At 62.5% G+C, this 24,581-nt stretch carries 21 protein-coding genes; 14 read left to right on the forward strand and 7 right to left on the reverse strand.

Annotated features, from left to right (window positions below; all coding sequences use genetic code 11):
* The first annotated feature begins 4 nt into the window (after positions 1-4).
* The 5 genes from KU43P_RS07405 to KU43P_RS07425 all read left to right on the forward strand — a co-directional run bounded on the left by KU43P_RS07405 (position 5) and on the right by KU43P_RS07425 (position 5,639).
* Positions 5-634 (forward strand): L-threonylcarbamoyladenylate synthase, encoded by a 630-nt coding sequence (locus KU43P_RS07405; protein WP_317661918.1) that lies wholly within the window; start codon positions 5-7, stop codon positions 632-634.
* A 125-nt stretch (positions 635-759) separates the two neighbouring features.
* Entirely contained in the window at positions 760-1,485 is a 726-nt protein-coding gene (locus KU43P_RS07410) for a ScpA family protein (RefSeq protein WP_317663761.1), read from the forward strand.
* Positions 1,472-2,242, forward strand: coding sequence for an SMC-Scp complex subunit ScpB (gene scpB, locus KU43P_RS07415; protein WP_317661920.1), 771 nt, complete (start codon positions 1,472-1,474; stop codon positions 2,240-2,242). Before KU43P_RS07410 ends, scpB begins: the two co-directional genes overlap by 14 nt.
* 276 nt (positions 2,243-2,518) lie before the next feature.
* Entirely contained in the window at positions 2,519-3,583 is a 1,065-nt protein-coding gene (gene rluB, locus KU43P_RS07420) for a 23S rRNA pseudouridine(2605) synthase RluB (RefSeq protein WP_317661922.1), read from the forward strand.
* 637 nt (positions 3,584-4,220) lie between these two features.
* A complete protein-coding gene (locus tag KU43P_RS07425) occupies positions 4,221-5,639 on the forward strand; it encodes an amino acid permease (protein WP_317661924.1) in 1,419 nt (472 codons plus the stop codon).
* A gap of 162 nt (positions 5,640-5,801) precedes the next feature.
* Here the strand turns inward: KU43P_RS07425 and KU43P_RS07430 are convergent, their stop codons facing one another.
* Positions 5,802-6,686, reverse strand: coding sequence for a LysR substrate-binding domain-containing protein (locus tag KU43P_RS07430; protein WP_317661925.1), 885 nt, complete (start codon positions 6,684-6,686; stop codon positions 5,802-5,804).
* A 152-nt stretch (positions 6,687-6,838) separates the two neighbouring features.
* On the opposite strand from KU43P_RS07430, the gene KU43P_RS07435 reads away from it, so the two are divergent.
* Positions 6,839-9,859 carry an FAD-binding and (Fe-S)-binding domain-containing protein gene (locus KU43P_RS07435; protein ID WP_317661926.1) on the forward strand — a complete coding sequence of 1,007 codons (3,021 nt, stop codon included), beginning with the start codon at positions 6,839-6,841 and terminating at the stop codon, positions 9,857-9,859.
* Positions 9,860-9,980: 121 nt separating this feature from the next.
* On the opposite strand, the gene KU43P_RS07440 is transcribed toward KU43P_RS07435, so the two are convergent.
* From KU43P_RS07440 to phhA, 5 genes are all read right to left on the reverse strand, one after another.
* Positions 9,981-11,183 (reverse strand): MFS transporter, encoded by a 1,203-nt coding sequence (locus tag KU43P_RS07440; RefSeq protein WP_317661927.1) that lies wholly within the window; start codon positions 11,181-11,183, stop codon positions 9,981-9,983.
* A 97-nt stretch (positions 11,184-11,280) separates the two neighbouring features.
* Positions 11,281-11,682 (reverse strand): deaminase domain-containing protein, encoded by a 402-nt coding sequence (locus KU43P_RS07445; RefSeq protein WP_317661928.1) that lies wholly within the window; start codon positions 11,680-11,682, stop codon positions 11,281-11,283.
* A gap of 453 nt (positions 11,683-12,135) precedes the next feature.
* Positions 12,136-12,261 (reverse strand): hypothetical protein, encoded by a 126-nt coding sequence (locus KU43P_RS07450; RefSeq protein ID WP_255212384.1) that lies wholly within the window; start codon positions 12,259-12,261, stop codon positions 12,136-12,138.
* A gap of 199 nt (positions 12,262-12,460) precedes the next feature.
* Positions 12,461-12,817, reverse strand: coding sequence for a 4a-hydroxytetrahydrobiopterin dehydratase (locus KU43P_RS07455; RefSeq protein ID WP_300030674.1), 357 nt, complete (start codon positions 12,815-12,817; stop codon positions 12,461-12,463).
* Between the two features lie 35 nt (positions 12,818-12,852).
* Positions 12,853-13,641 (reverse strand): phenylalanine 4-monooxygenase, encoded by a 789-nt coding sequence (phhA, locus tag KU43P_RS07460; protein WP_317661933.1) that lies wholly within the window; start codon positions 13,639-13,641, stop codon positions 12,853-12,855.
* A 255-nt stretch (positions 13,642-13,896) separates the two neighbouring features.
* On the opposite strand from phhA, the gene KU43P_RS07465 reads away from it, so the two are divergent.
* Positions 13,897-15,456 carry a sigma-54-dependent transcriptional regulator gene (locus tag KU43P_RS07465; protein WP_317661935.1) on the forward strand — a complete coding sequence of 520 codons (1,560 nt, stop codon included), beginning with the start codon at positions 13,897-13,899 and terminating at the stop codon, positions 15,454-15,456.
* Between the two features lie 40 nt (positions 15,457-15,496).
* On the opposite strand, the gene KU43P_RS07470 is transcribed toward KU43P_RS07465, so the two are convergent.
* A complete protein-coding gene (locus tag KU43P_RS07470; protein WP_317661937.1) occupies positions 15,497-15,751 on the reverse strand; it encodes a DUF2790 domain-containing protein in 255 nt (84 codons plus the stop codon).
* 418 nt (positions 15,752-16,169) lie between these two features.
* Between KU43P_RS07470 and acs the strand changes: the two genes are divergently transcribed.
* The 7 genes from acs (at position 16,170) to KU43P_RS07505 (ending at position 24,485) form a co-directional block, all read left to right on the forward strand.
* Positions 16,170-18,131 carry an acetate--CoA ligase gene (acs, locus tag KU43P_RS07475; protein WP_317661939.1) on the forward strand — a complete coding sequence of 654 codons (1,962 nt, stop codon included), beginning with the start codon at positions 16,170-16,172 and terminating at the stop codon, positions 18,129-18,131.
* A gap of 484 nt (positions 18,132-18,615) precedes the next feature.
* Positions 18,616-19,401, forward strand: a complete 786-nt coding sequence (locus tag KU43P_RS07480) for an ABC transporter substrate-binding protein (RefSeq protein WP_317661940.1) — start codon at positions 18,616-18,618, stop codon at positions 19,399-19,401.
* An 88-nt stretch (positions 19,402-19,489) separates the two neighbouring features.
* Positions 19,490-20,179 (forward strand): ABC transporter permease, encoded by a 690-nt coding sequence (locus KU43P_RS07485; protein ID WP_176518120.1) that lies wholly within the window; start codon positions 19,490-19,492, stop codon positions 20,177-20,179.
* Entirely contained in the window at positions 20,176-20,874 is a 699-nt protein-coding gene (locus KU43P_RS07490; protein ID WP_176518121.1) for an ABC transporter permease, read from the forward strand. Before KU43P_RS07485 ends, KU43P_RS07490 begins: the two co-directional genes overlap by 4 nt.
* Before the next feature lie 22 nt (positions 20,875-20,896).
* Positions 20,897-21,661 (forward strand): ABC transporter ATP-binding protein, encoded by a 765-nt coding sequence (locus KU43P_RS07495; RefSeq protein WP_008096710.1) that lies wholly within the window; start codon positions 20,897-20,899, stop codon positions 21,659-21,661.
* 100 nt (positions 21,662-21,761) lie between these two features.
* Positions 21,762-22,742 (forward strand): transcriptional regulator ArgR, encoded by a 981-nt coding sequence (gene argR, locus KU43P_RS07500; RefSeq protein WP_317661941.1) that lies wholly within the window; start codon positions 21,762-21,764, stop codon positions 22,740-22,742.
* Positions 22,743-23,264: 522 nt separating this feature from the next.
* Positions 23,265-24,485, forward strand: a complete 1,221-nt coding sequence (locus KU43P_RS07505; protein WP_317661942.1) for an aspartate aminotransferase family protein — start codon at positions 23,265-23,267, stop codon at positions 24,483-24,485.
* Positions 24,486-24,581: the final 96 nt, after the last annotated feature.

Consider the following 24,581-nt stretch of genomic DNA (forward strand, 5'->3'; position numbering starts at 1 on the left):
CTACGTGAGCCAATTTTTCCAAATTCATCCGGAGAACCCGCAGCCGCGGCTGATCCGCCAGGCGGTGGAGATCATCCGCAGGGGCGGTGTGGTGGTGTACCCCACCGACTCGGCCTACGCCCTGGGTTGCCAGATTGGCGACAAGGCAGCGGTCGAGCGGGTGCGGCGCCTGCGTGGGCTGGACAAAACGCACAACTTCACCCTGATGTGCTGCGACATGTCGCAGCTGGGGCTGTATGCCAAGGTCGACACTGGCACCTTCCGCTTGCTCAAGGCGCATGTGCCCGGCCCGTACACTTTCATTCTCAACGGCACCCGCGAAGTGCCGCGCCTGTTGCTGCACGAAAAGCGCCGCACCATCGGCCTGCGTGTGCCGGACCATGCGATCACCCTGGCGTTGCTGGCTGAGCTGGGCGAGCCGCTGATGAGCGTGAGCCTGATTCTGCCGGGCGACAGCGAGCCGATGACCGACCCCTACGAGATCCGCGAACGCCTGGAACACCATGTCGACCTGGTCATCGACGGCGGGTTCGGCGACCTCAAGGCCTCGACCATCATCGACTTGTCCGGCGACGAGCCTGAGCTGATCCGTGAAGGTTGCGGCGACCCCACGCCCTTCCTGGGCACCGTGTGAGTCAGGTGGACGCGCCCGAGGCGCCGGTCGAAACGGTCGGTGCGCCGCAGCAGTTGCAGTTGGCGCTGGTCTACGGCGAAGCCCTGACCGAAATGCCGGTGGACCTCTACATTCCACCGGATGCCCTGGAAGTCATCCTTGAAGCCTTCGAAGGCCCGCTGGACCTGCTGCTGTACCTGATCCGCAAGCAGAACATCGACATCCTCGACATCCCCGTGGCGGAGATCACCCGCCAGTACATGGGTTACGTCGAACTGATGAAGAGCGTGCGCCTGGAACTGGCCGCCGAATACCTGGTGATGGCCGCGATGCTGGCCGAGATCAAGTCGCGCATGTTGTTGCCGCGCTCGGCCGAGGTCGAGGAAGAAGAGGGCGACCCGCGTGCCGAACTGATTCGCCGGCTGCAGGAGTATGAGCGTTTCAAGGCGGCCGCCGAGGGCATCGATGAGCTGCCGCGGGTCGGCCGTGACGTCGTCGTGCCGCGTCTGGAGGCGCCGCAGGCCAAGGTGCGCAAGCTGCTACCGCAGGTCAGCCTGGAGGAGCTGCTGGTGTCCATGGCCGAAGTCATGCGCCGCAACGACTTGTTCGAGAGCCACCAAATCACCCGCGAGACCCTGTCGACCCGCGAGCGCATGGGCGATGTGCTGGAGCGCCTGAAAGGCGGTGGTTTTGTGCCCTTCGTCGAGCTGTTTGGCGCCGAGGAAGGCAAGTTGGGCGTGGTGGTGACCTTCATGGCGATTCTCGAACTGGTCAAGGAATCGCTGATCGAACTGGTGCAGAATGAGCCTTTTGCGCCCATCCATGTGCGGCTTCGCGCCGAGTCTGTCGAAGAAACCGATGAACCTGAATGACCCCCGCGACCTGGCGTCGCTGATCGAGGCGTTTCTGCTCGCCTCGGGTAAACCGCAGTCCTTGGAGCGCCTGTACGAATTGCTTGAAGAGGCCGAGCGCCCCGAGCCCAAGGTGTTCAAGAAAGCCCTGGAATTGCTAGGCAAGTCCTGTGCGGGCCGGGCGTTCGAGCTCAAAGAGGTGGCCAGCGGCTACCGCCTGCAGATCCGTGAGGACTACGCGCCCTGGGTAGGCCGCTTGTGGGAAGAGCGCCCGCAGCGTTATTCCCGTGCGCTGCTGGAAACCATGGCCTTGATCGCCTACCGCCAGCCGATCACCCGTGGCGAGATCGAGGATGTGCGTGGCGTGGCGGTCAACAGCAACATCATCAAGACCCTGATGGAGCGCGAGTGGATCCGTGTGGTCGGCTACCGCGAGGTGCCAGGCCGGCCGGCGATGTTCGCCACCACCAAGGCGTTTCTCGACCACTTCAACCTCAAGAGCCTGGACGAGCTGCCAGCCCTGGCCGAATTGCGGGAAATGGAGCCAGAGCCGTTGCCCGACCCGGATGATGCGCCGGTGCCGGCGCACCTGCAGGCGTTGGCCGATGCCAGCCTGGGTGAGGAGGAAGAGATCGGCGAGCCGAAGGAGGAGACCAGTTTCCGCAGCTTGCTGGTGGAGCTGGATGCCATGGAAGAGGGCTTGAAGACCGATTTCGATGATTTGCGCGAAGATGAGCCTGAGGTTCCGGTGGAAGAAGAGGGCAAGACACAGCCTTGAAATGTGTATCGGCTGTATTGGCCTCATCGCTGGCAAGCCAGCTTCCACCGGAAGATCACAGCCCTTGAAACCTGTGCGGTCCCTGTGGGAGCCAGCTTGCCGGCGATAGGGCCGGCAAAGGCAGCTAGGGACCACTGAGCAGATAATCCCTCCCACCCCAACAAAACCCACTACCCTCCAGTGCGTTCCCCCACCGAACCGCGTATGATGCGCGGCCTTTTGGCGCTTGCGTCGCCAGAAACCTGATTTTTCATTCCTACACCGGGAGGTGCCCAGATGAGTGAGCAAGACCTGCAATCTACCGAAATGACCCCGCCAGCCGGCGAAAAGCTGCAGAAAGTGCTGGCGCGCATCGGCGTGGGCTCGCGCCGCGACGTCGAAGCCTGGATCAGCCAGGGCCGCATCAAGGTCAACGGCGTCGAGGCCACCCTCGGCCAGCGTGTCGACCTGCATGACGCCATCGCCGTCGACGGCAAGCTGATCAAGCGCGAAGAGGCCGCCGAGGCCACTCGCCGGGTGATCATGTACAACAAGCCTGATGGCGAGATCTGCACCCGTGACGACCCGGAAGGCCGCCCGACTGTGTTCGATCGCCTGCCGCGCCCGAAAGAGGGCCGCTGGATCAACATCGGCCGCCTCGACATCAACACCACCGGCCTGCTGCTGTTCACCACCGACGGTGAGCTGGCCAACCGCCTGATGCACCCGTCCTACGAGATGGACCGCGAGTACGCGGTGCGTGTGCGTGGCGAAGTCGACGACGAGATGATCGAGCGCCTGAAGGCGGGCGTGATGCTCGAAGACGGCCCGGCCAAGTTCACCGACATCCAGAAGGCGCCCGGTGGCGAGGGCTTCAACCACTGGTATCACTGCGTGGTGATGGAAGGTCGCAACCGCGAAGTACGTCGCCTGTGGGAATCCCAGGGCATGGTGGTCAGCCGCCTGAAGCGCGTGCGCTTCGGTCCGGTGTTCCTCAACTCCGACCTGCCGATGGGCCGCTGGCGTGAAATGAGCCAGGGCGAGATCGACATCCTGGCCGCCGAAGTGGGCCTGCAGCCGGTAGCGCTGCCTGCCATGAACCTCAAGGCCAAGGACAAGATGGAGCGCATGCAGCGCAAGTCGTCCCGCCCGATGGGCCGTGGCGAGCGCGTACGCAATTTGCGCCCGGCACACGAGGGCGGTGCTGCTGCCGAGCGCCCAGCACGCCAGCCGCGTGAGGAAGCACCACGCAAGAGCCGTGGCAGCACCGTTGCCGAGCGCCCAAGCGATATGCGCAAGCGCCCAGGCAAGCCTGGCACTGACAAGCCGGCAGGTCGCGGTCGCGGCAAACCGCGCGACTGATCTGCTCTGGCAGTGACGAAAAGCCAGCCTTCGGGCTGGCTTTTTTGTGGGAACTGGCTTGCCGGCGATTGGACGCAAAGCAGCCAAGATATTGAGGAAAAAGAATTTTTCGGACGACTGGCAAGTTTTCAAACCGCCATGTAAAGAAATCTGTACAAATTACCCAGGTTTCCTTGAGGGGCCAGGTTTTCTGTAAACAGAACTTGCCGCGCTCGTCCTCGGTATCCCCCCTCCCGCCCCGCCCCCCTATTGCCCAAACCCCCGTCCCCACGCTGTTATAGCCACCATTGCCGTGTGCATTAGCCCGTCCTCAGCGTCGGGCAGACAAAACAACAAATGGAGGCGCCATGTACGCCGATCACTTCGCCCTTGATGGCTCTCACCACAGGATCGCTGCGTTTTTCCCCCGGGAATTGACGCAACGCGTTGACGCCTGCGCGCTCGCAGGGGTATACAGTGCGCCGCGTTTTACCTGTGACCCCTTTGCGTACCGCGCACTCTTGCTCACCCCCGGTTGATCCGCCCTGCGGCGCCGCTGGCAAGAAACCCAAGGTAACCACCTTGCCCATTCCGCTGCGCCACGAGCGCGGTGGGTCCGATTCCGTCACAGATAAAAACAATGCAGGTGACTTCGTTCATGAGTGGACAAAACATGCATTCAGGCGAGCTCAAGCGGGGCCTGAAGAACCGCCATATCCAGTTGATCGCCTTGGGTGGTGCGATTGGTACCGGCCTGTTCCTCGGCTCGGCAGGCGTGATGAAATCCGCCGGCCCGTCGATGATCCTCGGCTACGCCATCTGCGGCTTCATCGCTTTCATGATCATGCGCCAGCTTGGCGAGATGATCGTCGAAGAGCCGGTGGCCGGCTCGTTCAGCCACTTTGCCCATAAGTACTGGGGCGGTTTCGCCGGATTCCTGTCAGGCTGGAACTGCTGGGTGCTGTACATCCTGGTGGGCATGTCGGAGCTTTCGGCGGTCGGCAAGTACGTTCATTACTGGTGGCCGGAGATCCCGACCTGGGTCACGGCGGCAGGCTTCTTCCTGCTGATCAACGCCATCAACCTGATGAACGTGAAATTCTTCGGTGAGGCCGAGTTCTGGTTCGCCATCATCAAGGTCGCCGCCATCGTCGGCATGATCGGCCTGGGTGCCTACCTGCTGACCAGCGGCAGCGGCGGCCCGGAAGCCTCGGTCACCAACCTGTGGGCCCATGGCGGCTTCTTCCCGCATGGTGTCAGCGGGCTGGTCATGGCCTTGGCCTTCATCATGTTCTCCTTCGGTGGCCTGGAAATGCTCGGCTTCACCGCAGCCGAGGCCGACAAGCCGAAGACCGTGATCCCCAAGGCGATCAACCAGGTCATCTACCGCATCCTGATCTTCTATGTCGGTGCCCTGGTCGTGCTGCTGTCGCTGACCCCATGGGATAGCCTGGTCGCCAGCATCGATGCCTCCGGCGGCAGCTACGGCAGCAGCCCGTTCGTCCAGGTGTTCTCGCTGCTGGGCAGTGATGTAGCAGCCAACCTGCTGAACTTCGTGGTACTGACCGCTGCGCTGTCGGTGTACAACAGCGGTACCTATTGCAATGCGCGCATGCTGCTGGGCATGGCCGAGCAGGGTGATGCCCCGGCAGCGCTGGCCAAGGTCGACAAGCGTGGTGTACCGGTGCGTTCGATCCTGGTATCGGCAGCCGTGACCCTGATCGCGGTGCTGCTCAACTACCTGATGCCGCAAAACGCGCTGGAGTTGCTGATGTCGCTGGTGGTCGCCACCCTGGTGATCAACTGGGCGATGATCAGCTACTCGCACCTGAAGTTCCGCCAGCACCTCGACCGCACCGGCCAGAAGCCGCTGTTCAAGGCGCTGTGGTACCCGTATGGCAACTACCTGGTACTGGCCTTCGTGGTGCTGATCCTGGGTATCATGCTGATGATTCCGGGTATCCAGGTGTCGGTGTATGCGATTCCGGTTTGGCTGCTGGCGATGCTGCTGGCCTACCTGCTGAAGGGTAAACGCCGGTCGCAGGCCAATGGCGCTGCCGGTACCGTGGCCAAGTAAGGGCTGCGGTGGGTAATAGAGAACCCGATGTCAGGTGACTGGCATCGGGTTTTTTGTCGGCTGTACCGGCCCTATCGCCGGCAAGCCGGCTCCTACAGGGGCAGCGCTGATCCTGTAGGAGCCGGCTTGCCGGCGATAGGGCCGGTACAGGCAGAAAAACGTTCAGATCTGCTCCAGCAACCAGCTGCGAAACGCCCGCAGCGAAGGCAGCGCCTCGTTCCTGGGCGGATAGATCAGGTAATAACTGCGCTGACTGGCAAACGCCGCCCCTGGGCTGAACAACTCGCCCTTGGCCAGTTCTTCTTCCACCAGAATCCGCGGAACCAGCCCGATACCAATCCCGGCCCTCACTGCCTGGATCAGGTGAGAGGTCAATTCGAAGCTCGGCCCCAGGCGCATTGCCCGGTGCGCCAGGCCATGGTGCGAGAACCATTCGCCCCAGGCATGGGGGTTGTTGGCGACGTTGAGCAGCACCTCTTCGCTGATGCGTGCTGGCGGCCAGCCGTGGGCTTCGGTACGCGCCTGCGGCGGCAGGATCACCACCAGCTCCTCGGCATGCAGGCGATGGCAGACCAACCCTGGCAGGTCATGGCTGGCCACGCCGATGGCGGCGTCTATCTCGCTGGTGTCGAAGTTGATGGCTTCGATCCGTGAATGAATGTGTACCAGCATGCCCGGGTGGGCGTTGTAGAACGCATGCAGGCGCGGCAGCAGCCACTTGGAGCCGAAGGTGGGCAGGGTGGCCAGGCGCAGGGTGCCGACCCCGGACTGGTAGGCCAGCGCCTGCAGGGTGGCGCTGCGGATGCGCCCCAGGGCTTCGCTCAGCTCGCGCTGGTACAGCCGGCCGACATCGGTCAGCAGTACCTGGCGACCTTCGCGGCGGAACAGGGTCAAGCCCAGTTGCTGCTCCAGCGCTTGCACCTGCCGGCTGACCGCGCTCTGGGTCAGAGACAGCTCGGCGGCGGCGCGGGTGTAGCTTTCATGCCGGGCAGCGGCCTCGAAAGCCAGCAGCAGTGACATGGAGGGGGTGAGGTGGCGGTAATTCATTCACAAAAGTCATCGATAGCGGCAGGATTATCCGTTTGCCCCTGGGGCGAAACTACAGGAACATTGGCCTATACGTCATCCCTGCCTGCTTAGACCCATGCCGGAATGACAGGATTCCCGTGAATTAGCCCATATCAAGAGGCCATCCTTCGATGATCGCCCAGCTGCCGACCCTTGCGCCGACCGCCGCCTACCCCGAATTTCTCGAAGCCCTGCGCAACAGCGGCTTCCGTGGCCAGATCAGTGCCGACTACGGCACCCGCACGGTGCTGGCCACCGACAACTCGATCTACCAGCGCCTGCCCCAGGCCGCCGTGTTTCCGCTGGATGCCGACGACGTGGCGCGGGTCGCCACCCTGATGGGCGAGGAGCGCTTCCGCGAGGTCAAGCTGACCCCCCGTGGCGGCGGTACCGGCACCAACGGCCAGTCGCTGACCGATGGCATCGTCGTCGACTTGTCGCGGCACATGAACAAGATCCTCGAGATCAACGTAGAGGAGCGCTGGGTGCGGGTCGAGGCCGGTACCGTCAAGGACCAGCTCAATGCCGCGCTCAAGCCATATGGGCTGTTCTTCGCCCCTGAGCTTTCCACCTCCAACCGCGCCACCGTCGGCGGCATGATCAACACCGACGCCAGCGGCCAGGGCAGTTGCACCTACGGCAAAACCCGCGATCACGTGCTCGAGCTGCACAGTGTGCTGCTGGGCGGCGAACGCCTGCACAGCTTGCCAATCGACGATGCCGCGCTGGATCAGGCCTGTGCCGCCGACGGCCGGGTTGGCGAGGTGTACCGCATGGCCCGGGACATTCAGGAAACTCAGGCCGAACTGATCGAAAGCACCTTCCCCAAGCTCAATCGCTGCCTGACTGGCTATGACTTGGCGCACCTGCGTGACGAACAGGGCCGGTTCAACCTCAACAGCGTGCTATGCGGCGCCGAAGGCTCGTTGGGCTATGTGGTGGAAGCCAAGCTCAATGTGCTGCCGATCCCCAAGTACGCGGTGTTGGTCAACGTCCGCTACGCGAGCTTCATGGATGCCCTGCGCGATGCCAATGCGCTGATGGCGCAGAAGCCGCTGTCGATCGAGACGGTGGATTCCAAAGTGCTGATGCTGGCGATGAAGGACATCGTCTGGCACAGCGTCGCCGAATACTTCCCGGCCGACCCCGAGCGCCCGACCCTGGGTATCAACCTGGTGGAGTTCTGTGGCGACGAGCCGTCCGAGGTCAATGCCCGGGTTCAGGCCTTCATCGAACACCTGCAGCGCGACACTGGCGTCGAGCGCCTGGGCCATACCCTGGCCGAAGGCGCTGAGGCGGTGACTCGGGTGTACACCATGCGCAAGCGCTCGGTGGGCCTGCTGGGCAACGTCGAAGGCGAAGTGCGTCCTCAGCCGTTCGTGGAAGACACCGCTGTGCCGCCGGAGAAGCTGGCCGATTACATTGCCGACTTCCGCGCGCTGCTCGACGGCTATGGGTTGGCCTATGGCATGTTCGGGCACGTCGATGCCGGCGTGTTGCACGTGCGCCCGGCGCTGGACATGAAAGACCCGGCCCAGGCCGCGCTGGTCAAGCCCATCTCCGATGCCGTGGCGGCCCTGACCAAAAGCTACGGCGGCCTGCTGTGGGGCGAGCACGGCAAGGGCCTGCGCTCGGAATACGTGCCGGAATACTTCGGCGAACTTTACCCGGCGCTGCAGCGCCTGAAAGGCGCCTTCGACCCGCACAACCAGCTCAACCCCGGCAAGATCTGCACCCCGCCGGACAGTGCCGAAGGCCTGACCAAGGTCGACGGCGTGACCCTGCGCGGTGACCTCGACCGCACCATCGACGAGCGCGTGTGGCAGGACTTCCCCAGCGCCGTGCACTGCAACGGCAACGGCGCCTGTTACAACTACGACCCCAACGACGCCATGTGCCCGTCGTGGAAGGCTACCCGTGAGCGCCAGCATTCGCCCAAGGGGCGTGCCTCGCTGATGCGCGAATGGCTGCGCTTGCAGGGCGAAGCGAACATCGATGTGCTGGCGGCGGCACGCAACAAGGTGTCCTGGCTCAAGGGGCTGCCGGCACGCTTGCGCAACAACCGCGCCCGCAGCCAGGGGCAGGAAGACTTTTCCCATGAGGTGTACGACGCCATGGCTGGCTGCCTGGCGTGCAAGTCGTGCGCTGGCCAGTGCCCGATCAAGGTCAACGTGCCGGACTTCCGCTCACGGTTCCTGGAGCTGTACCACGGCCGCTATCAGCGCCCGATGCGCGATTATCTGATCGGCTCGCTGGAGTTCACCATTCCGTATCTGGCCCATGCGCCGGGCCTGTACAACGCGGTGATGGGCTCGAAGTGGGTGAGCAAGTTGCTGGCGGATAAGGTCGGGATGGTCGACAGCCCGTTGATCAGCCGTTTCAACTTCCAGTCCACCCTGACCCGTTGCCGCGTCGGCGTGGCCAGTGTGCCCGCGCTGCGCGAGCTGACGCCTGCCCAGCGCGAGCGCAGCATCGTGCTGGTACAGGATGCCTTCACCCGTTACTTCGAAACGCCGCTGCTGGCCGCGTTCATCGAGCTGGCTCACCGCCTGGGCCACCGGGTGTTCCTGGCGCCCTACAGCGCCAACGGCAAGCCGCTGCACGTGCAAGGCTTCCTTGGCGCTTTCGCCAAGGCCGCCATTCGCAATGCCACCCAGCTCAAGGCCCTGGCCGACTGTGGTGTGCCGTTGGTGGGCCTGGACCCGGCGATGACCCTGGTCTATCGCCAGGAATACCAGAAGGTACCTGGCCTGGATGGTTGCCCGACGGTGCTGTTGCCGCAAGAGTGGCTGATGAATGTGCTGCCCGAGCAGGCGCCCACCGCGCCTGGCAATTTCCGACTGATGGCGCACTGCACCGAGAAGACCAATGTGCCGGCCAGCACCAAGCAATGGGAACAGGTATTTGCTCGCCTGGGCCTGAAGCTGGTGACCGAGGCCACCGGTTGCTGCGGCATGTCCGGTACCTATGGCCACGAAGCGCGCAACCAAGACACCTCGCGGACCATCTTCGAGCAGTCGTGGGCGACCAAGCTGGACAAGGAAGGTGAGCCCCTGGCGACCGGTTATTCGTGCCGCAGCCAGGTCAAGCGCATGACCGAGCGGCAGATGCGCCACCCGCTGGAAGTGGTGTTGCAGTACGCACAGCGCTGAACCTCAGGCCCCTATCGCCAGCAAGCTGGCTCCCACAGATACCGCGCAGATCCCAATATGTGCACGGTCCCCTGTGGGAGCCGGCGTGCCGGCGATAGGGCCGGTAATGCCACTGCCACACTCAGGCTTCGCGCACCTTGTTACGCCCCGTTCGCGCCTGCCTGTACAGATACAAACTCAACACCAGCCCACAACACGCCGCCGCCGCCGCAAACAGGAACATCGAAGCAAACCCGAACCCCGACGCCACCGCTCCCACCAACGGCCCGGTAATCCCCAGCGACAAGTCGATGAACAGCGAATACGCCCCTACTGCCGCCCCGCGGTTGGCTGCCGTCACCTGGTTCACCGCTTCCACCCCCAGCGCCGGGAAGACCAGCGAGAAGCCGAACCCACTCAATGCCGCACCCGCCAGCGCCATCTCTGCACTGGGCGCAAGCCACAGCATCAGCAGGCCAAGGGTTTCCACCGACAGGCAGGCGATGGCCACGCGAAACCCGCCAATGCGGTTGATCAGGTTGCCGAACAGCAACCGCGCACTGATGAAACTCGCACCGAACAGGCTCAATGTCAGGGCCGCATTGGCCCAGCCGCGGCTGGAATAGTACAAGGTGATGAAAGTGGCGATGGTGCCGAAGCCGATCGAGCCCAGGGCCAGTCCCGATCCATGCGGGAACACTTTACCGAGCACTCGCAGGAACGGCAGGCGCACGCCGCTGACGATCGGTGCGGCGCGTTTCGGCCAGGCCAGCAGCAGGCCGATGACGCCCAGCAAGATGATGCTCGCGCCCATGCTCCACAGCCCCAGGCTCTTGACCATCAGCACACCCAGCGGTGCGCCGACGGCCAGTGCGCCATAGCTGGCGATGCCGTTCCAGGAAATGACCTTGGCGGTGTTATCGGCGCCGACCCGGCCGATGCCCCAGCCAATCGAGCCAGAGCCCACCAGGCTCTCGGCGCTGCCCAACACCAGGCGGCCCACCAGCAGGCAGGCCAGGCTGACCCAGGGCAGGTGGGTAAGGAAGGCACAGGCCAGCATGAACACGCCGCTCAGGCCGCAGCCAAACAAGCCGTACATGACCGCCTTCTTGCTGCCCAGATTGTCGATGATGCGGCTGGCAGTGGGGCGGCTGAGTAGGGTGGCCAGGTACTGCACGCTGATTACCAGGCCTGCGACCACGGTGCTGAAGCCCAGGTCGTTGTGTACATAGCCAGGCAACACGGCCAGGGGAATGCCGATGTTCAGGTAGCCGATGAAGGTGAACAGGACGATGGAGACCACTTGCAGGGTGATCGCAAAGGAGGAGGGGGAACGCTGTGGCATAGAAGGGCCGTAACCGCTGAAGCATGATGCTGGCCATGATACCGGGCCTGACCGGACTGTGGGGTGAAGCTTTCACAGTCCGGTCAGGCCCGGAAGGTCAATCGGTATAGGGCAGTAACCAGGTCACGCTGAAATCGGCGCTGGGGTGGTCCAGGCGCAGGCGCGGGAGTACATAGCCGCCGCAGGAGCGGCAGGTGTCGAACAGGGTGAAAACATGAATGTATTGGACTTGGTCGTGCTGCGTCAGCAAATGTGCATTCAGCGTGGAGGCTATCAAGCGTTCCGAGTCCAAGGTGCGTACGTGGGTGCTCTCGATCAGCTGATCGCTGCGGCGCAATACCGGCAGTTGGGTGAACCGGGGGGCTGGCGCCTGATCTCGCATGTGTGCGCGTGCATCGATAAAGGTGACAGGCGGCTGCGGTGTCAGTGCATTGTCCTGGCTGAACAGTTCGAAATCCAGAATATAGCCCGGTCGCCGTGACTCTGGTGGGTAGAGCACGTCGAGCAGTGGGCCAGGGCCTGGTGTCGTGGCTCTGGGGTGTCGAACGCATCACGTCGTATCAGGCATTGCTGGTCCGCCCACAGCGATTGGGCAAAGCTGCTGATGCTGTAAGGGGCCGCAGTCGGCGTCCAGTGGGCAAGCGGATCGGCTGCGGTCAGCAGCTTTCTGGCCAGGGTCGTGTAGACGTGTCTTGAGGTCGTGAGGGCCTGACAGTTCACTGTGCAACACGAGGTTTTGCGTGTCGACTGCACTGATCAGTGTGTGCAGCTCATCGTACGGTTTCTCCGGTGACATGGCGTTGGCTCCTGTTGGAAGGGGCCGTCAATGTGCTTACCGGTGGCAAAGGCGAGGTGTTAGCAGGGTAGGGGCAGAGGCCGGGCGGTGTGAAAACGTGATGACGGGGGTTGCCCGCAGGTCAGCCGTTTTCACACAGTCAACGGGAGTGCGCGGTTATTCCTGATCAGCGCTGGATTGATCGTCGCCATCCTCGACGGCAGGCGTCGGTTCGGAGTGGGCGGCAACGGTTGGCTCTTCGGGGTTCAGGCTTGGGAAGGGAAGATTCGGGATTTCATGCATCTCGTCGTTCCTCGCAAGTGTGAGTGAAAAGTCTGCGCCAGGCGCGGTTCGAGCTTCGCAAAGCTGGGGCAGGATACACAAGTCTGGATGACAGTTTGCATTTTTTCCCCGTCGCTGGTCGGTTTTGCGGGCGGATACCGGACATTCAGCCCACGAAAAAGGGGCCGCGATGCGGCCCCTTTCTCTGCTCGAGCACTGCTTACTTGCGGCCTTCAGCCGTCTCGGCAACCTTGTCTGTGCGGGCGCACATGATGAAGTCGTTGCGGTGCAGGCCCTTGATCGAGTGGCTCCACCAGGTCACGGTGACCTTGCCCCACTCGGTCATCAGGCCTGGGTGGTGGCCTTCGGCTTCAGCGATCTCACCCACGGCATTGGTGAATGCCAGGGCGTGCTTGAAGTTCTTGAACAGGAACACGCGCTCCAGCTCCATATGGCCGTCGCGTACTTCGATGTTCCAGTCCGGGATCTCACGGATCAGTTCGGCCAGTTCCTCGTCGGTGACTTTCGGCGCGTCGGCCCGGCAGGCTTCGCAATGGGCTTGGTTCAAGGCATTCATGGGTAGTTATCCGGTTCGAGTTGTTATGGGAGGGCTCAGGCAGCCTGCTTGGGTGGAAACTTCGGCGCGTGCAGCCCCAGCTGCATGGCTTGCTGGACCATGCCCATGATGTCTTCGTGGGCCAGGTCGAACAGGCGCTTGAGATTCGGCAGCACGAAGTAAAGCGGCTGCAGAATGTCGATGCGATAGGGGGTGCGCATGGCTTCGATCGGGTCGAAGGCCTGGTGCTCGGGTTCGCCAGACAGGCTGTAGACAGTCTCCTTGGGCGAGGAGAGGATGCCGCCGCCGTAGATCTTGCGACCTTGGGGCGTTTCCATCAGGCCGAACTCGATGGTCATCCAGTACAGCCGCGCCAGAAACACGCGCTGTTCCTTGGTCGCGGCCAGGCCGAGCTTGCCGTAGGTATGGGTGAATTCGGCGAACCAGGGGTTGGTCAGCAGCGGGCAGTGGCCGAAGATTTCGTGGAAGATGTCCGGTTCCTGCAGGTAGTCCAGTTCTTCCGGGGTGCGGATGAAAGTGGCAACCGGGAAGCGTTTGCTGGCCAACAGTTCGAAGAAAGTCTGGAAGGGGATCAGCGCCGGTACTCGGGCAACTTGCCAGCCGGTGGTGGCGCCCAGCACCTTGTTGACCTCGCCCAGCTGTGGAATGCGGTCATGGGGCAGCTTGAGCTGGTCGATGCCGTCCAGGTATTCCTGGCAGGCGCGGCCTTCGATCACCTTGAGCTGGCGGGTGATCAGCGTATTCCACACCGCATGCTCTTGCTGCGGGTAGTCGATAAAACCGTGCGCATCGGGCTCGCGTGCCACGTATTGCGTCTGTTTCATGTGGCTCTCCTGGTGAGGGCATTCTTGTTATGTCCACGACATGCATCAGGAATATCCCGCAATCGGACGATTTGCACGGGGTGGGCGGGCACTGGCAGCTTGCCGCTGCCCCTGAGTTCGTAACGATAATTTTACAAAATGCGCGGCATGCCGGAAAATTCGGCTCATCGAGCTGGCGTAATCGGCGTTTTTGTCAGCTTATCTTTACGACTTTTCCGCGCGGGGTTGAAAAACTTCGGCGTTTCGAGAGCTCTCATGCGTATCAAAGTGCATTGCCAGAACCGCATCGGCATCCTTCGCGACATTCTCAACCTGCTGGTGGAGTACGGCATCAACGTGCTGCGCGGCGAAGTGGGGGGAGATCACGGCAATGCCATCTACCTGCACTGTCCGAACCTCATCAACCTGCAGTTCCAGGCGCTACGGCCGAAGTTCGAATCGATTGCCGGCGTGTTCGGAGTCAAGCGTGTCGGGCTGATGCCCAGCGAGCGGCGGCACATGGAGTTGAACGCGCTGCTGGGGGCGTTGGACTTTCCGGTGCTGTCGGTGGACATGGGGGGCAGCATCGTCGCCGCCAACCGTACTGCGGCGCAGCTGCTTGGCGTGCGCGTCGACGAGGTGCCGGGCATGCCGTTGGCGCGCTATGTGGAGGATTTCGACCTGCCAGAGCTGGTACGGGCCAACAAGTCGCGGATCAATGGCCTGCGCATCAAGGTCAAGGGCGATGTGTTCCTGGCCGACATCGCGCCGTTGCAGTCCGAGCACGATGACAGCGAGGCCCTGGCCGGCGCGGTGCTCACTCTGCATCGTGCAGACCGCATCGGCGAGCGTATATACAACGTGCGCAAGCAGGAGCTGCGGGGCTTTGACAGTATCTTCCAGAGTTCGCGTGTCATGGCGGCGGTGGTGCGCGAGGCGCGGCGCATGGCGCCTCTGGACGCACCGCTGCTGATCGAAGGCGAAACCGGCACTGGCAAGGAGTTGCTGGCCCGTGCCTGCCATCTCGCCAGCCCACGTGGGCAGGCACCGCTGATGGCGCTCAATTGCGCGGGCTTGCCGGAGTCCATGGCCGAGACCGAGCTGTTCGGTTATGGCCCAGGCGCTTTCGAGGGGGCCCGGGCCGAAGGCAAGCTGGGGCTGCTGGAGCTGACGGCGGGCGGCACGTTGTTCCTCGACGGGGTGGGGGAGATGAGCCCCCGTCTGCAAGTGAAACTGCTGCGTTTTTTGCAGGACGGATGCTTCCGTCGGGTAGGCAGTGATGAAGAGGTGTACCTCGACGTGCGGGTAATCTGCGCGACCCAGGTCGACCTGTCCGAGTTGTGTGCCCGTGGCGAATTCCGCCAGGACCTGTACCACCGCCTCAATGTGCTGTCGCTGCATATCCCGCCGCTGCGCGAGTGCATGGATGGGCTCGAGGGGCTGGTGCAGCACTTTCTCGATCAGGCCAGCCGGCAGATCGGCTGCGCCATGCCGCGCCTGGCGCCGGCGGCGATGGACAAACTGGCGCAATACCATTGGCCGGGCAATGTACGGCAACTGGAAAACGTATTGTTCCAGGCCGTGTCGCTATGCGAAGGCGGGGTGGTGAAGAGCGAACATATCCGTTTGCCGGATTATGGCGTGCGTCAACCGTTGGGGGAGTTTTCGCTGGAGGGGGATCTTTCGCAGATTGTCGGACGTTTCGAGAAGGCGGTATTGGAAAGTTTGATGAGTGAATACCCAAGTAGCCGCGCATTGGGAAAAAGATTGGGTGTTTCGCACACGACCATCGCCAACAAGTTGCGCGATTATTCCCTTGGCAAGTCGGCCGAATGAATTAAATGGCGAAGGGGCCCGCAGGCCCCTTTTCTAGAACTCAGCCGTTCGAGCAGCCGTTCCCCATCACGCGGTATTCAAGAATGTGCTTCTGGCCCTTGGAGTCCTCGTAGGTCATGCGGGCAGGCACGACTTCGCAGACATTCGGCACTTCGCTCATGGAAATAACGCGAGCGATGTCCAGGTGCTGCGAGTAACTGTACTGTTCAACCGGAATCTGCTCGACATCATTTGCCTCGCCGGCCATCGCCGTGCTGCAAAGGCCGCCAAGTACCAATACCAGTAAAGCTTTCATTTTCTATTTACCTGTCTAAGGTCGTGAGGGGGCACGCGGCGCTTGTGGCGCCGCGATTACTGCCAAGTTTTCAACTAGAGATTAGAGAGGGATTAACGTTTGCCTTCGTGGGGGCTGTTACCAGTAGTTAATCGCCTTGCCGTTGCTGGCGAGGTGAATCTTATGCCTCGGTAACTAAGGGAAACAGACAGTGTTTTGATAAAGTTTTTTCGCCTTTTGACAGAATCTGTAACAATCGCTTGGCAAGATGCCCATCATTTTCCCCTCGCCGGGCCGCCGGCCGCGGCCTAGAGCGGTCGCCTCGACGCTCTGAAAAAAATCCTGCCCTCGCTACTACCATCGTCGAATGGCTTTTGCCGCTCTGGTACAGTTACAAACGATTCCATACAAAAACAACTATTACACCGAGGTAACACAGATGAGTGCGGCTCCACTGTATCCCGTTCGTCCCGAGGTTGCGGCCACTACCCTGACCGACGAGGCCACCTACAAGGCCATGTACCAGCAATCGGTGATCAACCCGGACGGCTTCTGGCGCGAGCAGGCCCAGCGCCTCGACTGGATCAAGCCATTCACCAAGGTCAAGCAGACCTCGTTCGACGACCACCATGTCGACATCAAGTGGTTCGCCGACGGCACCCTGAACGTGTCCTCCAACTGCCTGGACCGCCACCTCGAAACCCGCGGCGACCAGCTGGCCATCATCTGGGAAGGCGACGACCCTTGCGAACACCGCAACATCACCTACCGTGAACTGCACGAGCAGGTCTGCAAGTTCGCCAACGCCCTGCGCGGCCAGGATGTGCACCGCGGTGACGTCGTCACCATCTACATGCCGATGATCCCCGAAGCCGTGGTGGCCATGCTGGCCTGCGCCCGCATCGGCGCGATCCACTCCGTGGTGTTCGGTGGCTTCTCGCCGGAAGCCCTGGCCGGGCGGATCATCGACTGCAAGTCGAAAGTCGTCATCACCGCCGACGAAGGCGTGCGCGGTGGCCGTCGTACCCCGCTCAAGGCCAACGTCGACCTGGCGCTGACCAACCCTGAAACCAGCAGCGTGCAGAAGATCATCGTGTGCAAGCGCACCGGTGGCGACATCGCCTGGCACCAGCACCGTGACATCTGGTACGAAGACCTGATGAAAGTTGCCTCCAGCCACTGCGCGCCGAAAGAGATGGGCGCCGAGGAAGCGCTGTTCATCCTGTATACCTCCGGCTCCACCGGCAAGCCCAAGGGCGTGCTGCACACCACCGGCGGCTACCTGGTGTACGCCGCGCTCACCCACGAGCGCGTGTTCGACTACCGCCCGGGCGAAGTCTACTGGTGCACCGCCGACGTCGGCTGGGTCACCGGCCACAGCTACATCGTCTACGGCCCGCTGGCCAACGGCGCGACCACCCTGCTGTTCGAAGGCGTACCGAACTACCCGGACATCACCCGTGTGTCGAAGATCGTCGACAAGCACAAGGTCAACATCCTCTACACCGCCCCCACCGCCATCCGCGCGATGATGGCCGAGGGCGAGGCCGCCGTGGCCGGGGCCGACGGCTCCAGCCTGCGCCTGCTGGGCTCGGTGGGCGAGCCGATCAACCCCGAAGCCTGGAACTGGTACTACAAGACCGTGGGCAAGGAACGCTGCCCGATCGTCGACACCTGGTGGCAGACCGAGACCGGTGGCGTGCTGATCAGCCCGCTGCCGGGCGCCACGGCGCTCAAGCCAGGCTCGGCGACCCGCCCGTTCTTCGGCGTGGTGCCGGCGCTGGTGGACAACCTGGGCAACCTGATCGAGGGCGCCGCCGAAGGCAACCTGGTGATCCTCGATTCGTGGCCAGGCCAGTCGCGTTCGCTGTACGGCGACCATGACCGCTTCGTCGACACCTACTTCAAGACCTTCCGTGGCATGTACTTCACCGGCGACGGCGCACGCCGCGACGAGGATGGCTACTACTGGATCACCGGCCGTGTGGACGATGTGCTGAACGTGTCCGGGCACCGCATGGGTACCGCCGAGATCGAAAGCGCCATGGTCGCCCACAGCAAGGTGGCCGAGGCCGCAGTGGTGGGCGTGCCGCACGACATCAAGGGGCAAGGCATCTACGTGTACGTCACCCTCAATGCCGGCGAGGAACCGAGCGAGCAGTTGCGCCTGGAGCTGAAGAACTGGGTGCGCAAGGAGATCGGGCCGATCGCCTCGCCGGATGTGATCCAGTGGGCGCCGGGGCTGCCGAAAACGCGCTCGGGCAAGATCATGCGGCGGATCCTGCGCAAGATCGCCACGGGTGAATACGATGCGCTGGGGGATATCTCGACCCTGGCTGACCCGGGTGTGGTGCAGCACCTGATCGATACCCGCAAGGCGATGAACCTGGCTACGGCCTAAGGCTCAGGGTCGTCTGTAAAAACCCCGCTCGGGTAACCGGCGGGGTTTTTGCTTTACTGTTACCCGACATTCATCGGTAACTCTTATGTCACCGCCTATGCCTAAAAACGAGGCGGCAGGAAACATTTCTGACCCATTCAGGTGCGATGTTGTAGGCATTTTTTGCAACGTAGCACGCTGTACTTGCCGTAACTCAAGGCTTTGCCAATAATAGGCCCAGTAATTGCTAGTCCCATGGGTTCTATTTCTTGCGCTCTTGCATACTCTGCAATGGCTGTCAACCTCGCCCGCTGCGGTTTCAAGCGCTTCTGTAAGTAGTTGTCGCTTTGAAGAAATATCGACTACCGGGCTGTCGTTAAAATGCCACTCACTCGCTCGTGGTCTGCGACCTTGGTCGAACCCTGCGCGGCTCGCGTTGTACCCATTCGCATATCGGGCAGTTGTTACCCTGCCTTGTATTGCCCCGTACCGATGGAGTTACCTGATGAAGAAGCTCGCACTGCTTGGCGCCCTGGCGCTTTCCGTGTTTTCCCTGGTGTCGCAGGCCGATGAAAAGCCGTTGAAGATCGGTATCGAAGCCGCCTACCCACCCTTCGCCTTCAAGCAGCCCGACGGCAACATCGCCGGTTTCGACTACGACATCGGCAACGCCCTGTGTGAAGAAATGAAAGCCAAGTGCACCTGGGTCGAGCAGGAGTTCGACGGCCTGATCCCGGCGCTGAAGGTGCGCAAGATCGACGCCATCCTGTCGTCGATGTCGATCACCGAAGACCGCAAGAAGTCGGTCGACTTCACCAAGCGCTACTACCTGACTCCAGCTCGCCTGGTGATGAAGGAAGGTACCGCCGTGAGCGAGAGCCTGGATGAGCTCAAGGGCAAGAAGATCGGCGTGCAGCGCGGTTCGATCCATGATCGTTTCGCCAAGGAAGTGCTGGCGCCCAAAGGTGCCACCGTCGTGCCTTACGGTACCCAGAACGAAATCTACCTGGACGTCGCCGCCGGCCGCCTGGACGGCACCGTGGCCGACGCCACCCTGCTCGACGATGGTTTCCTGAAGACCGACGCCGGCAAGGGCTTCGCCTTCGTGGGCCCATCGTTCACCGACGTGAAGTACTTCGGTGACGGCGTCGGCATTGCCGTGCGCAAGGGTGACGATGCCAACCGCGAGCGCATCAACAAGGCGATCGACGCGATTCGTGCCAACGGCAAGTACAAAGAAATCGAGAAGAAGTACTTCAACTTCGATATCTACGGTCCAGACTCGAACTAAGACGTCGAGTTTCACCTGTGCAATGGTGCAAACAGCAGAGGCTCTGAGGTTTGCACCATTTTTCATTCTCTAGGTCGAGGACCTCATCATGTTGAAAGGCTACGGGGCAGTCATCCTCGACGGGGCGTGGCTGACGCTGCAGCTCGCCCTGTCGTCGATGGCCCTGGCCATCGTGCTCGGCCTGATCGGCGTGGCGCTGCGCTTGTCGCCTGTGCGCTGGCTGGCCTGGTTGGGCGATATGTACGCCACGGTGATCCGTGGTATTCCGGACCTGGTTTTGATCCTGCTGATCTTCTACGGCGGGCAGGACATCATCAACCGTGTGGCGCCGCTGGTCGGCTATGACGATTACATCGACCTGAACCCGCTGGTGGCGGGTATCGGTACCCTGGGCTTCATCTTTGGCGCCTACCTGTCGGAAACCTTCCGTGGTGCCTTCCTCGGTATTCCCAAGGGCCAGGCCGAAGCCGGCGTGGCCTATGGCATGAGCAATCGCCAGGTGTTCTTCCGCATCCTGGTGCCACAGATGATCCGCCTGGCGATTCCGGGCTTCACCAACAACTGGCTGGTGTTGACCAAGGCCACGGCGCTGATCTCGGTGGTCGGCCTGCAGGACATGATGTTCAAGGCCAAGCAGGCGGCAGACGCCACCCGCGAACCCTTCACCTTCTTCCTGGCGGTGGCGGCGTTGTACCTGGTGATCACCAGCGTCTCGCTGCTGGCCCTGAAGTATCTCGAGAAGCGCTACTCGGTGGGCGTCAAGGTGGCTGAGCTATGATTTTCGACTACAACGTCATCTGGGAAGCCATGCCGCTGTACCTGGGTGGCCTGCTGACCACCCTCAAGCTGCTGGCGCTGTCGCTGCTGTTCGGCCTGCTCGCGGCCGTGCCGCTGGGGCTGATGCGGGTATCCAAGCAGCCGCTGGTGAACATGAGCGCCTGGCTGTACACCTACGTCATCCGTGGTACGCCGATGCTGGTGCAGCTGTTCCTGATCTACTACGGCCTTGCACAGTTCGAAGCGGTGCGCGAAAGCATCTTCTGGCCGTGGCTGTCCAGTGCGACCTTCTGCGCCTGCCTGGCCTTCGCCGTCAATACCAGCGCGTACACCGCCGAGATCATCGCCGGCAGCCTCAAGGCCACGCCCCATGGCGAGATCGAGGCAGCCAAGGCCATGGGCATGTCGCGCATGAAGATGTACCGCCGCATCCTGTTGCCTTCAGCCTTGCGCCGGGCGCTGCCGCAGTACAGCAACGAAGTGATCATGATGCTGCAGACCACCAGCCTGGCGTCGATCGTGACCCTGATCGACATCACCGGTGCCGCGCGCACGGTCAATGCCCAGTACTACCTGCCTTTCGAGGCCTACATCACGGCGGGCGTGTTCTACCTGTGCCTGACCTTCATCCTGGTGCGCCTGTTCAAGCTGGCCGAACGCCGTTGGCTCGGCTACCTGGCGCCGCGCAAGCACTGAACGCTCTGTGAGAACCGACAGCATGTACAAACTCGAAGTCCAAGACCTGCACAAGCGCTACGGCAGCCATGAAGTGCTCAAGGGTGTATCCCTGGCGGCCAAGGCAGGCGATGTGATCAGCATCATCGGCTCCAGCGGTTCGGGCAAGTCGACCTTCCTGCGCTGCATCAACCTGCTCGAGCAGCCGCACGCAGGCAAGATCCTGCTCAACAACGAAGAGCTGAAGATGGTTGCCGGCAAGGACGGCGCACTCAAGGCGGCCGACCCGCGCCAGTTGCAGCGCATGCGCTCGCGCCTGTCGATGGTGTTCCAGCATTTCAATCTGTGGTCGCACATGACTGCGCTGGAAAACATCATCGAAGCGCCGGTGCACGTGCTCGGGGTGAGCAAGAAGGAAGCCCTGGAGAAGGCCGAGCACTACCTGGCCAAAGTTGGTGTCGCGCACCGCAAGGATGCTTTCCCCGGCCATATGTCCGGTGGTGAGCAGCAGCGCGTGGCCATTGCCCGCGCCCTGGCCATGGAGCCGGAAGTGATGCTGTTCGACGAGCCGACCTCGGCGCTGGACCCGGAGCTGGTGGGCGATGTGCTCAAGGTCATGCAGGCCCTGGCCCAGGAAGGCCGGACCATGGTGGTGGTGACCCACGAGATGGGCTTTGCCCGCGAGGTATCCAACCAACTGGTGTTTCTGCACAAAGGTCTGGTCGAAGAAACCGGTTGCCCGCGCGAAGTGCTGGCCAACCCGCAATCCGAGCGGCTCAAGCAGTTTCTCTCGGGCAGCCTGAAGTAAAGGCTGCATCTTTGCACCAGAATAGGGCATGCTGCGCAGCGAGCGCGGCCTGCCCCCGGCGCCACAGACGCGAACGACCTCAGGTTTCGGACCTTACCCTATGACCACCCAGCGAATCGGTTTTCTCATCTGGCCAAGCACCAAGCCTCTGACTCTGGCGCTGGCGGAGGAAGTATTGCAGGTGGCCCAGCGGGTGCATCCGGACGTGGTCTACGAGCTGGCCTTTCTTCAGGCCGAGCCTGCAGAAGAGGGCGCCTGGCGCCTGCCGGGCGAGCCGTGGAATGGCCGGTTGGAGGGGTGTCACAAGCTGTTCCTGCTGGCGGATGATCTGCCGCAGGCGATCGGCTCGGCGCTCTCTTCGGCGCTCAAGCAGGTGGCACGCAGTGGCTGCATGATTGGCGGTTTGTCCGCTGGGGTGTACCCGCTGGCCATGCTCGGGCTGCTCGATGGCTACCGCGCCGCTGTGCACTGGCGCTGGCAGGACGATTTTGCCGAGCGCTTCCCCAAGGTCATTGCCACCAGCCACCTGTTCGACTGGGACCGTGATCGCCTGACCGCCTGTGGCGGCATGGCGGTTACCGACCTGCTGCTGGCGGTACTGGCCCGTGATCATGGTGCGGAGCTGGCGGGTGCGGTGTCCGAGGAGCTGGTGGTCGAGCGTATTCGCGAAGGTGGCGAGCGCCAGCGTATTCCGCTGCAGAATCGCCTGGGTTCCAGTCACCCTAAGCTGACCCAGGCGGTGCTGTTGATGGAGGCCAACATCGAAGAGCCGCTGACTACCGACGAAATCGCCCAGCACGTGTGCGTGTCGCGGCGTCAGCTTGAACGGATCTTCAAGCAGTATCTGAACCGCGTGCCAAGCCAGTATTACCTGGAGCTGCGCCTGAACAAGGCGCGGCAGATGCTGATGCAGACCAGCAAGTCGATCATCCAGATCGGCTTGTCCTGCGGATTCTCCTCGGGGCCGCATTTCTCCAGTGCCTATCGCAACTTCTTCGGTGCCACGCCGCGCGAAGACCGTAACCAGCGGCGCAGCAGCAGCCCGTTCGAGTTGAGTTCGGCGCCTGCGGAAAAGGGCTGATGTGCCTGAGGGTGCATGCCTTGAGTTTTAGGGCGGCCATGAGGCCGAGCGCCGCCCGCGCGGCGCATCGCGGATAAATCCGCTCCTACATTTGTTGCAACGTACCTATGCCTGATAGGCCATGGTTGCCAGCCTTGTTGGCTCGACGCGATTTCTCGGCGGGCGCCAAAGGCGGACAACCATGGCCTGACAGACTGTGGCACGTTGCAACCAATGTGGGAGCGGATTCATCCGCGATGCGCCGCGCGGGCGGCGCTCGATTTCCGCTGCACCAAAAAATCCACGCCCTACACCCACAGCCCCCCCTCCAATTGAATGTGAACACCCGTTCACCCAGCCCCCTCTCAGCCGGTACACTGCGCGATTGCGACAGTGTTTGTCGCATTGCCGAAAGCCTGGCCAAAACTGGGTTTTGCGCTGTAACAAGTTGTCGCTTGGCCGCAAGGACAGGCGCGGATCAGTCCTTACAATCCCCCCATCGCTCGCCACTTCCAGGCCAGCGTTCCTCTTCAGGAGACTCAGATGTCCGTTGAGCAAGCCCCGGTGCAACGTGCCGATTTCGACCAGGTCATGGTTCCCAACTATTCTCCGGCGGCCTTCATTCCTGTGCGAGGCGAGGGTTCCCGCGTGTGGGATCAATCGGGGCGTGAGCTCATCGACTTTGCCGGCGGCATCGCGGTGAACGCCCTGGGCCATTGCCACCCGGCGCTGGTCAAGGCCCTGACCGAACAGGCCAACACCCTCTGGCACGTCTCCAACGTCTTCACCAACGAGCCGGCCCTTCGCCTGGCACACAAGCTGGTCGACGCCACCTTCGCCGAGCGTGCCTTCTTCTGCAACTCCGGCGCCGAGTCCAACGAGGCCGCCTTCAAGCTGGCCCGTCGCGTGGCCCATGACCGCTTCGGCCCGGACAAGCACGAAATCATCGCCACCGTGAACAGCTTCCACGGTCGCACCCTGTTCACCGTGAGCGTCGGCGGCCAGCCAAAGTACTCCGATGGTTTCGGCCCGAAGATCACCGGCATCAGCCATGTGCCCTACAACGACCTGGAAGCGCTGAAAGCGCAGATTTCCGACAAGACCTGCGCCGTGGTGATCGAACCGATCCAGGGCGAGAGCGGCGTGGTGCCGGCCGACAAGGCCTACCTGGAAGGTGCGCGCAAACTGTGTGACGAGCACAAGGCCCTGCTGATCTTCGACGAAGTGCAGACCGGCGTCGGCCGTACCGGATCGCTGTATGCCTACCAGCACTACGGCGTGACCCCGGACATCCTCACCAGCGCCAAGAGCTTGGGCGGTGGTTTCCCGATCGGTGCCATGCTCACCACCAGCGACATCGCCAAGCACCTGGCCGTCGGTACCCATGGCACCACCTATGGCGGCAACCCGCTGGGCTGCGCCGTGGCCTGCGCCGTGCTGGACGTGATCAACACCCCGCAAACCCTGGCAGGTATCAAGGCCAAGCACGAACGCTTCAAGACCCGCCTGGAGAAGATCGGCCAGCAGGCCGGCCTGTTCACCCAGGTGCGTGGTGTCGGCCTGCTGATCGGCTGCGTGCTGAGCGACGCCTGGAAGGGCAAGGCCAAGGACATCCTCAATGCGGCCGAAAAAGAAGGCGTGATGGTGCTGCAGGCCGGCCCGGACGTGGTGCGCTTCGCGCCAAGCCTGGTGGTCGAAGATGCCGATATCGATGAAGGCCTGGACCGCTTCGAGCGCGCCGTGGCCAACCTGATCAAGGGCTGATACCCCTGCGATCTGCTCGCCGGTGCCAGAGGGCGTCGGCGAACCCTGATTTCCACAGCGGGTGCGTGCTTGCAGGCGCCCGCCGTTTTCTCGCGC

The sequence above is a fragment of the Pseudomonas sp. KU43P genome (assembly GCF_033095865.1).
Taxonomy (GTDB): domain Bacteria; phylum Pseudomonadota; class Gammaproteobacteria; order Pseudomonadales; family Pseudomonadaceae; genus Aquipseudomonas.